The following is a 9,552-nucleotide window of genomic DNA, read 5'->3' as shown; positions in this document are numbered from 1 at the left end:
TGGGGTTGGGGGCAGGTGCTCGGGAAGGAGGGGAGGGGTGGGCTCGGGCCCGGAAGAAACGATTCTTCGCGGCCGGCCCGAGCGGTGCGCTCGGGCCGGGCGAACACCGAGTGGGTGTGGGTGTGAGCTGCGGACGGTGGATCCGGGTGAGGGAGTGAACGGTGACATCGGCGCTCCGGCCGAGGCCCAGGGCGCCGATGAGGGGCCTCTTCGCCCACCAGCCCGGCCGGCAGGACCCTCCCATCCGACAGCGGTGTCCCTCAATCCGCCCCGACATCCACTCCCAGACCATCCCCACGGCCCCTGTGTACCGGCTGCCCGGGTCCATCCCGGCGCCCCGACCTGGATTCACCGCAGGAAGCCTGGGTTCAGCGGGGTGGCAGCACCATGGCGTCGTACTCCGGAGACTCGGGGGCGTGCTTGATGCGTCCGCCGATCACTCGGTAGCCCCAGCGTGGGTAGGCGTCTCGGGCGGGTTGGTTGTCCCAGATGCATGTCAACGTGGTCCACGGTTCTGCCCGCCGGGTCACCGTCTCGTCGTGGAGACGGCGGCCGATCCCTTGGTTGGTGAACGCGGGGCGGACCATCAGCTCCCGCAGCCAGAACACCCGGCCGGCCTCGGCCGCCTCCTGGACCTCGGTCGGCCGGGCGTCGCCCAGGGACAGCCACCAGGCCCGGTCCGCGGGCAGTGTCACGCCGTGGACGTAGCCGACCAGGTCACCGTCATGGCGGGCGGTCACGGTCTCGAAGCCGGGCATCTCCAGCGCGCCGCGAAGGCGCTCAGCGAACGTCTCGGCGGCGAAGAACGGATCACCTGCGTACGGCGGCACCGCGTACACCTCCGCGTATACGGCCACCAGTTCTTCAAGGACTTCCTTCGCGGCGGTGCCCCGGTAGTGGGCAAACCCAATGTCGATCAAGGTCGGCGTCCCTGTTCTCGCGAATGGATCAGGCGATGTACGCGGTGAGCCGCTCCACGGCGTCCCGTGCCTGCCCGCTGTGCTGGTAGCGCTGGAGGCTGTCGCGGACCAGGAGGAGCTGCCTCAGATTCCGGGTGGAGGTCATGCCGCCTTCGATCAGCCGCAGCGACTCGGTGGCGGCGGCCACGGTCCGGTCCACGTCCTGCTCCTGGATCGCCGCGTACGACAGCCGAGCCAGGCACATGCCCCGGTTGCGGGAGTGCTCGATGTCCTGCAGCGTCGCGGAGCGTTCCAGCAGCCGCACGGCCAAACGGTGCTGCCCGAGATCGCTGCGGCACATCCCCTCCAAACATGTCAGCTCCGCCTCGTTCAGGAAGGCCACCCACCCCGGGTCGCGGTCGGTGGTGCCCTGGCTGAACGACCGCCACGCGCGCTTGATCGCCCCGGATGCCTGCACCTCATTGCCGCCCTTCGCATACCCCTGGGCCTCACGGATCGCCAGCAGCGCGGCTACCCGCGGCGGCGCCTGCCACTCGGCGGCCTTCTCCCTGGCCAGGCGCGCGAACTGCACCGTCTCGCGCGGCTTGCCCAGGTCCACCGACTGGCGGGCCATGTTGGACAGGGTGCGGGTCGCCAGCGGTCCGTCCCCGGTGAGCATCGCGGTGTTCAGCGCCTCGGAGAAGTACACGCGAGCCTCGGGCTGCCGGTCCGCGTCGTAACAGAACCATCCCAGCGACGTGGTCAGCTGACCGGCGATCTGGTGGAGTTCCTGCCCCACCTCGTCGGGGTAGGTGCTGTGGTTTATCAGATGGTGGACCCACATCAGATGTGACCGGGCTGAGCGCCACAGGCGGTCACCGCCGAATCGCTGGTCGATCGCGTCGAGATCGAAGGCTGTCTCCCGCAGCATGTCGATCTCGTCATGGCTGATCCGCAGGTCACCGGAGCGAGCGGACGTGGGGGTGAGAGGGGACAGCCAGGGAAGGCCGAGCATGGCGGCCCCGGCGGTGAAGGCGCGGCGGTTCACGGGCGTGATGATCGCCTCATCCGTATCACCGGTGTCAACCTCGTCAGCCGCGAACCCGCCAGGAGGGGTGAAGCCCAGGTGCTCGGGCCCACGGCCGAACGCCTCGCGTAGCGCTGTCGCGCAGTCAGGACGTGGCCACGGTGGATCGACCGACTCCCACCTGCGGTAAGTCCGCACGCTGACTTGGAAGTTCGTATCGCGTAACGCCCGCCGCCCGGCATCGCTCACACCGTCGGCGGCCCCCTCCTGGGAGAACCAGCCCTTGGCCAGCCTGGCGGCGAAAAGCCGCTCGTTCCCGGGTGTCCGCGGCGTCATCCGTCTCCCTGGTGGCTTGTCACACGGGCCAACGTAGGCCCTCACGGCGCGTGTGCGCCCGTTCTGGCCGGAAAACCATCCGTTGCCGCTTCTCGCGGCCACTGAATGTCCTCTGAGTGGCCGCTTCACGTCCTCGTCCGCCGCGACCGGGGGCGGTGCAATGGTCTCTCCGCCACTCGTAGCGACCGTACGGTCACACGCCGATCTTGGATCATCCCGGGCGGCGGAGGGACAAAGCTGTGCCGGTCACGTCTTCCATCGGGGCCGGCACGGCCAGCGTGCACCCCCGAAGCGCCGCACCACACCCGGAGTGCCTCTGTCGGTGGCAGTTCGTAGGCTGGCCCGCCCCAACTAGTCACCATCACTGAGTAGTTGAAAGATCATCACATGAGAGAGAAGCCCGCATGACGAACACCGTGGAGGCGGTCATCAGCCCCGAAGCCACTCCCGAGCAGCTGCGTGAGCAGATGATCAGCGAGCTGAAGCGCTCTGGGGACCTCACCTCGCTCGAGGTGGAGACCGCGATGTGCAGGGTGCCCCGGCACGAGTTCACCCCGGAAGCGCCGCCGAAGAAGGCCTACGCCGCGTTCGACGCCGTGGTGACGAAGGTCAACGAACAGGGCATGGCGATGAGTTCGGTGTCCGCCCCGCAGATCCAGGCGTTCATGCTGGAACAGGGTGGCGTCGGCCCCGGCATGAGGGTGCTGGAGATCGGCTCGGGCGGCTACAACGCCGCGCTCATCGCGGAACTGGTCGGTGAGGACGGCCAGGTCACCACGATGGACATCGACCCGGACGTCACCGAGCGGGCCGAACGGCTCCTCAAGCAGCACGGCTACGACACGGTCCGGGTCGTGACCGGGGACGCCGCGGTGGGCGTCGCCGATCGCGCGCCGTTCGATGCGATCCTCGTGACGGCCGGGGCGTGGGACATCGCCCCCGCCTGGCGCGACCAGCTCGCCGAAGGCGGCCGACTCGTGGTGCCCCTGCGGGTGCGCGGACTGACCCGTTCGATCGCCTTCGTCCGCCACGGCGACCGGTTTGTGAGCGAGTCGGTGCGGGTGTGCGGCTTCGTGCCCATGCAGGGCACGGACGAGCACCACACCCAAGTGCTGCTGGTGACCGGCACCGAGGAGATCGCCCTCAAGTTCGACGACGAGGTGATGGGCGACCCCAGCGACCTCGACAACGCCGTGAACACGCCCAGGTACGAGACGTGGACCGGGGTGACCATCGGCCGGCAGCAGCCGTTCGACACCTTGCAGCTGTGGCTCGCGACGAAGCTGGACGGCTTCTGCACCATGGTCGTCCGCGACGACCTGGACACCGGCATCGTCACCCCCGCGAACAAGTGGTTCTCCATGGCCGCTGTCGCAGGCAACTCCTTCGGCTACGTCACCTGGCGGCGTATCGAAGGCGACGACGGCGGTGTGGAGCTCGGCGTCCACACACTGGGGCCGCAGGCCCCGGAGCTGGCCGAAGAGCTCGCCGACCACGTCCGCTCGTGGGACCTCGAGCAGCGCGGTGGCAGCGGCCCCCGATTCGCCGTCCACCCGGCCGGCACCCCCGACGACCAGCTGTCCGGCGAGCGGGTCGTGAACAAGCGCAACAGCCGGATCACGATCTCCTGGCCCGCGGCCTGAGCGCCACAGGGGCAGGCGTCCCGCACCACCCCAACGATCAAGGAGTAGGAACACCATGACGGCTGCACTGCTGGCTGAGGCCCCGACCGTCGAGGTCGAGGACGAGCTGTTCGACCTGGACGTGAAGGTCGTGGTCGCCGCGCACCCGAGCGGGAAGCTCATGTGCTCCACCGGCGACGGCTGCGGCACCACCTGCTCCACGGGTGCCAGCGCCTGCCCCTCGGCGATCTGAGACAAGCGGCGCGCGGGTGGGCCGAAGCCTTCGGCCCACCCGCGCGACCCGGGGCAACAGCCGCCACCCGCAGAGCAGGAGGGGAACCCATGAGCGAGGCGATACCGGTCTACCGGGCAAGCGGCGCGGCCATGTTGCGCGCCAGCACCTACCCGGCCGGCCTGGAACTGCCGGCCGCCGCCGATCTGGCCGCGAGCAACGCCACTGAGCAGGCCAGGCAATGGCTTGCGACGGTGTGGACCCACCCCGAGGTCCGGACAAGCGTGACGCTTGCCAGCCCCGTGCTCGGCCCGCAGATCGAGCGCGCGACGCAGGGCGCGGGCAGCCCGCGGCGGGTGAACCGCCTCGTGCTGTCACTCGCCACCTACCTGGCACGCTGGCAGCGCCGGGCGACACCGTTCGGCGACTTCGCGGGCGTCACCGGCGTCGAGATCGGCGGCACGGCCGCCGCCGTGTGGGGGCAGCGCCACCAGCGCACGGTGCGCACGGACGCAGGCTGGCTCGCTGGGATCATCGCCCGGCTGGAGAGCGAGCCCCACCTGCTGGAACGGCTGCCGGTCCTGGCGAACAACACCGCCACCACACGCGGGGACCGCATCGTGATGCCCGGTGTCCCCGCAGGCAGCGACGCCCTGCTGATGCCGCCCGTCGAGGTGTCCGTGCGCGCCACCGCGCCCGTGCGGCTCGCCCTGGAACTCGCCGCAGGCGTCCCCGTGCCCTACCGGTCGGTGCGGGACGCACTGGCCGGCCGCTACCCGGCGGCGCGTCGGGAACGACTGGACGCCCTGCTGACGGGGCTGGTCGAGCAACAGTACTTGGTGACGGCCTTGTGGCCGCCGATGACCAGCGCGGACGCGCTCGGCCACGTGTGCCAGGTCCTGGACGCCGCCCACGCCGGCGACCTTCCCGAAGTGGCTGACCTGACTGCCGAGCTGGAGCACGCCAAGGCCGCGCTCACCGAGCGCGGCACCGCACCCGCTGTCGTGGCGGAGCGGATGCGGGCGGTGCACCAGAGCGGCACCGTGCCCGTGATGGCGGACGTCCGCCTCGACGCCCAGGTGCGGCTTCCCACCGCAGTGGTCCGCGAAGCCGAGAGCGCTGCCGCCGCCCTGGTCCGCACCTCCGCGCACCCCTACGGCCCCGCACGCTGGCGGGACTACTTCTTCCGGTTCCGCGACCGGTACGGCGTCGGCGCGGTCGTTCCGGTGATGGACCTGATCGCCGACAGCGGACTCGGCCTGCCGGCCGACTTTCTCGGCTCCTCCCGGCGCACCGCGCCGCGCCCGGCCACCGACCGCGACAAGACGATGCTGACGCTGATCCAGCAGGCCATGGTGGACGGGCGCGACGAGATCGTGCTGACGGACTCCGTGATCGGTGACCTGGCCGACTGGCAGGACGAACCCGTACCGCCGGGCCGCATCGAGCTGTGCTTCGAGGTCCACGCGCCGACCCTCGCGGACCTGGACCGGGGACGATTCGAGCTCGCCGTCACCGGCGCTCCCCGCCCCGCCAGCAGCATGGCCGGCCGGTTCACCCACCTTCTTGACCCGTGCGAGCGGCAGCGGTGGGCGGACAGCTTCACCATGGGCACCGACGCCACCGCGGTTCAGTTGTCCTTCGCCCCGCGCCGACGCCGCGACGACATGCTCGTGCGCTGCCCCCAACTGCTGCCCCAGGTCATCCCCCTCGGAGACCATCACCCGCACGGCCCCGGCGTAATCCAGATCGCGGACCTGGGCGTGACCATCGACGCCCACCGGTTCCACCTGGTGGAGCTGTCCACCGGCCGCGAACTCGAGCCGCAGGTCCTTCACGCCCTGGAGCCCGACCGGCACACCCCTCCACTTGCCCGGTTCCTCGCCGAACTGACCACTGCCCGCTGCCAGGTCTACATCGCGTTCGACTTCGGCACCGCCACGAAGATGCCGTTCCTGCCCGGCATCCGCTACCGGCGCACGCTCCTCACCCAGCCCCGATGGCACCTGCCGCCCACCGCGATGCCCGCAGCCTCCGCCCCGCCCGCAGCGTGGGACGAGGACCTTGCCGCGTGGCAGGTGCGCTGGCGGATGCCGGACCGGATCGCGGTTGTGGAAGGCGAGCAGCGTCTTCCACTCGACCTCACCCAGCCCGTGGACCGGCAGCTCCTGCGCTCACGGCTCGCCCGCACCACCGAACCACTCGAGCTGCGGCGCGCCCCCGATCCGAAGATGTCCGGCTGGCTCGGTCGGCCTCACGAAGTCCTGCTCGCGCTCCACCACCAACCCACCATCCCGGCGGAGACGAAGCCGACCCCGGCACGACCCGTGGTCACCACGAGCCCGCTCCAACTCCCCACGGACGGCTGCGTTCTGCACACCCGCCTGCTGGGGCACCCGGACCGCTTCGATGAGATCCTGACCCAGCACCTGCCCGCCTTGCTGGAAGCCCTGGGCTCTGATGCCGAATGGTGGTTCCAGCGGCACAACGACACCGCCCGCCCCGACGCTGACCAGCACCTCGGCCTGTTCCTCCGCCTGCCGCATCCACGACACCGTGACGCGCTGGAGCGGATCGGCGGATGGGCGGCACAGCTTCGTGACCTGCGGCTCCTCGCGCAGCTGGTTCTGACGGGATATCAGCCTCCGGTCGGCCGATACGGGCACGGCCCGGCGCTGGAGGCCGCCCAGGCCGTCTTCACCGCAGACAGCGCCGCCGCCCTCACCCAGATCCGCACCGCCCGGAAGACCGACACCCCCGCGCAGGCCCTCGCCGCCGCCAGCATGGCCGACATTGCCACCGCACTCGCCCCAGCCGACGGCTTGCGGCTGCTGTGCGAGGTGCTGCCCCGTCGAACCGGCCCCCTCGACGCGGAGCTACGCGAGGCCGCCGAACATCTGGCCAGCCCGGGCGGGCCGTCACCCGCCATTCGTGACCTGCCGGGCGGTGACCTGATCGCCGAGGCCTGGCGGCACCGGCCCGCCGCCCTCGCCGCCTACCGGGCCCACCTCGACCAGCAGGTGCGAGACCCCGCCCCGGTGCTGCGTTCCCTGCTGCACGAGCACCACCTGCGCGCGGTCACAGCCGACCGCACCCGCGAGCGCATCACCGAGCGCCTGGCGCGGGCCTGCGCGCTGGCCGGGACCGCCCGGAGGCCGGCGTGACGACCACCAGCGCCGCCGCAGACGAGCAAGCCTGGGCCGCACAGAGCCTCGACAGCGGGGCGGCCGGGACAGCGCTGCTGCACATCGAGCGCGCCCGCACCGGCCACGGCGACTGGAAGCAGGTGCACGCCTGGATCGCCCGCGCCACCGCCCACCAGGTGAACGGCAGCACGAGCGCGGGACTGTTCATCGGCGCACCAGCTGTCGCGTTCGTCCTGCACGCCGCCACCGACCCGCCCGAGCGCTACCAGCACGCCCGCCAGGCCATGGACGGGCACGTGCGCGACATCGCCCACCAGCGCGCCCATGCCGGCCTCGCCCGCATCACCTCCGGACAGCCCCCGCGCTTCCACGAATACGACCTGCTGTACGGACTCACCGGGATCGGCGCGCTGCTGCTGCGCACCCAGCCGGGCAGCACAGCCCTCGAACACGTCCTGACCTACCTGGTCGCGCTTACCCGCCCCCTGAACCATCAGGGGCAGCGGCTGCCCGGCTGGTGGGTCGGCCACGGCCCACGCTGGCACGACGGCGCCTATCACGGCCCCCAGCACCTCAACCTCGGCGCGGCCCACGGCATCACCGGCCCGCTGCTGCTGCTCTCGAAGGCCGTCCGCCAAGGGCAGACCGTGCCCGGACAGCTCGACGCCATCCGGACCATCTGCGCCTGGCTGGACCTGTGGCGGCATCACGGCCAGGCAGGGGCGTGGTGGCCGGAGACCGTCACCATGGCGGAGACCACCACCGGGCGACCTGAGCGATCGCGTCCCGGCCGACCGAGCTGGTGCTACGGCACCCCCGGCATTGCCCGAGCCGGGCAACTCGCCGCCCTCGCGCTCGGCGACGAGCACCAACAACGCGACTACGAACAAGCCCTCGCCGACTGCGCGACCGACCCGCCCAGCTCCAGCAGATCACCGACCCGGGCCTTTGCCACGGCTGGGCCGGGCTCTACCAGACCGTCTGGCGTGCAGCCAGGGACGCCACCACCCCTGCCCTGCACCAGGTGCTGCCCGCTCTGGGCGAGCAACTGCACCAGGCCGCCGACACCGGCCACAGCGACGGCTTCCTCGATGGCAGGGCGGGAACCGCGCTCGCCCTCGCCACCCACACCACGAACCAGCCACCCGCCACCGGATGGGACGCATGCTTGCTGATCGACTGACCACCCTCCCCGAACACCCCCTCACGCCGCCGACCGACCCCGTCGAGGCCGCCATCTGGCGCGTCCTCGCCGGGACATCCGTCACCGACGCGGCCACTCTCGCCGGACTCGACCCGCAGCAGCTGACCGCCGCCGCCGAGGTCTACCAGCAGGCCGGCCGGTACGCCCTCCACCAGCAGACCGCCGCCACCTGCTGGCAGGCATACATCCATTTCACCGACTGGCCAAGCGCCGAAGCCATCGCCGCCCGGCACCTCGCACCCGCACTCCACGACACCGAATCCGCAGGTGCCACCTGGTGGTTCATCCGCAAGCACCCCTGCTGGCGACTGCGCATCCACCACGACCCCCGCCACGGCGACGTGACCGCCGCCGTTGCCGCAGCCCTGGACGCCCTCACCACCAGCGGAGCGGCCCGCTGGTGGACGGGCCTGTACGAACCGGAAGCCATCGCGTTCGGGGGCAACCACGCGATGGCCACCGCACATTGCCTGTTCCACGCCGACAGCCATGCCATCCTCCACCACGCCGCACGCGAACCCTGGCCGCTCGGCCGCCGCGAACTGTCCGTGCTGCTGTGCACCACGATGTTCCACGCCGCCGGACTGGAGTGGTACGAGATGGGCGACGTCTGGCAACACGTCAGCCACGAACGCCCACTACCGGACCACGTGCCGCTGGACCAGCTGCCCCGAACGGCGGACCAGATCAGGCAGTTGCTCCTCGCCGACACCGAACCGTCCGGACCCGTGTTCAGCCACCAGGGCCCCGCCGCGTTCGCCGCACCCTGGGCGGACGCATTCCGCCAGGCCGGGGCCACACTCGGAGCCGCGGCCCGATCAGGCACACTCGACCGCGGCCTTCGCCGTGTCCTCGCCTACCACGTGATCTTCCACTGGAACCGGCTCGGCATCCCGTACACGGCGCAAGGAGTCCTGCCCCGCGCAGCCCGGGACGCCGTCCTCACGTGACAGACACGCCGCTGCCGGGCGTGCTGCACGGGCGGCGGGTGGGGGTGGTGCAGGGGACGACGGTGAACGATCCACCGGGTGAGGCCGCCCGGGTTGCGCAGTGGGCGGCTCGGGCCGGGGTTGCGCTGATGCGGGC

7 protein-coding genes and 1 pseudogene are annotated in these 9,552 nt (G+C 71.3%); 6 read left to right on the top strand and 2 right to left on the bottom strand.

The genetic code is table 11. The features are described 5' to 3' along the window. Nucleotides 1-368: 368 nt before the first annotated feature. Both ACFVUH_RS37100 and ACFVUH_RS37095 read right to left on the bottom strand, forming a co-directional pair. Entirely contained in the window at nt 369-920 is a 552-nt protein-coding gene (locus tag ACFVUH_RS37100; RefSeq protein WP_387918037.1) for a GNAT family N-acetyltransferase, read from the bottom strand. 28 nt (nt 921-948) lie between these two features. Next, on the bottom strand, nt 949-2,262 hold the full coding sequence (locus ACFVUH_RS37095; RefSeq protein WP_387918035.1) for a hypothetical protein: 1,314 nt from the start codon (nt 2,260-2,262) through the stop codon (nt 949-951). A gap of 404 nt (nt 2,263-2,666) precedes the next feature. Between ACFVUH_RS37095 and fxlM the strand changes: the two genes are divergently transcribed. The 6 genes and pseudogenes from fxlM to ACFVUH_RS37065 all read left to right on the top strand — a co-directional run bounded on the left by fxlM (nt 2,667) and on the right by ACFVUH_RS37065 (nt 9,416). Then, nucleotides 2,667-3,905, top strand: a complete 1,239-nt coding sequence (gene fxlM / locus ACFVUH_RS37090; RefSeq protein WP_387918033.1) for a methyltransferase, FxLD system — start codon at nt 2,667-2,669, stop codon at nt 3,903-3,905. 55 nt (nt 3,906-3,960) lie between these two features. After that, on the top strand, nt 3,961-4,137 hold the full coding sequence (locus ACFVUH_RS37085; RefSeq protein WP_387918031.1) for an FxLD family lanthipeptide: 177 nt from the start codon (nt 3,961-3,963) through the stop codon (nt 4,135-4,137). Nucleotides 4,138-4,226: 89 nt separating this feature from the next. Then, complete coding sequence (locus tag ACFVUH_RS37080; RefSeq protein ID WP_387918029.1) at nt 4,227-7,280, top strand: lantibiotic dehydratase; 3,054 nt, start codon at nt 4,227-4,229, stop codon at nt 7,278-7,280. Further along, a pseudogene (locus ACFVUH_RS37075) lies at nt 7,277-8,104 on the top strand (lanthionine synthetase C family protein); the annotation flags it as partial. The gene ACFVUH_RS37080 and the pseudogene ACFVUH_RS37075, both read left to right, overlap by 4 nt. Then, nucleotides 8,065-8,445, top strand: coding sequence for a lanthionine synthetase LanC family protein (locus ACFVUH_RS37070; protein ID WP_387918038.1), 381 nt, complete (start codon nt 8,065-8,067; stop codon nt 8,443-8,445). The pseudogene ACFVUH_RS37075 and the gene ACFVUH_RS37070, both read left to right, overlap by 40 nt. Continuing rightward, nucleotides 8,427-9,416, top strand: a complete 990-nt coding sequence (locus ACFVUH_RS37065; RefSeq protein WP_387918027.1) for a thiopeptide-type bacteriocin biosynthesis protein — start codon at nt 8,427-8,429, stop codon at nt 9,414-9,416. The genes ACFVUH_RS37070 and ACFVUH_RS37065 overlap by 19 nt, the downstream gene beginning before the upstream one ends. The last annotated feature ends 136 nt before the right edge of the window (nt 9,417-9,552 follow it).

This window comes from Kitasatospora sp. NPDC058032 (assembly GCF_042885845.1).
GTDB lineage: Bacteria > Actinomycetota > Actinomycetes > Streptomycetales > Streptomycetaceae > Kitasatospora.
The sequence above is the reverse complement of the archived record's forward strand: the minus strand, read 5'-3'. Positions and strand labels throughout refer to the sequence as shown.

What these genes read in the sequence shown, in the direction of transcription:
- ACFVUH_RS37085 (WP_387918031.1), top strand. Translation starts at nt 3,961, where the DNA reads ATGACGGCTGCACTGCTGGCTGAGGCCCCGACCGTCGAGGTCGAGGAC.
- ACFVUH_RS37080 (WP_387918029.1), top strand. Translation starts at nt 4,227, where the DNA reads ATGAGCGAGGCGATACCGGTCTACCGGGCAAGCGGCGCGGCCATGTTG.
- fxlM (WP_387918033.1), top strand. Translation starts at nt 2,667, where the DNA reads ATGACGAACACCGTGGAGGCGGTCATCAGCCCCGAAGCCACTCCCGAG.
- ACFVUH_RS37065 (WP_387918027.1), top strand. Translation starts at nt 8,427, where the DNA reads ATGCTTGCTGATCGACTGACCACCCTCCCCGAACACCCCCTCACGCCG.
- ACFVUH_RS37095 (WP_387918035.1), bottom strand. Translation starts at nt 2,262, where the DNA reads ATGACGCCGCGGACACCCGGGAACGAGCGGCTTTTCGCCGCCAGGCTG.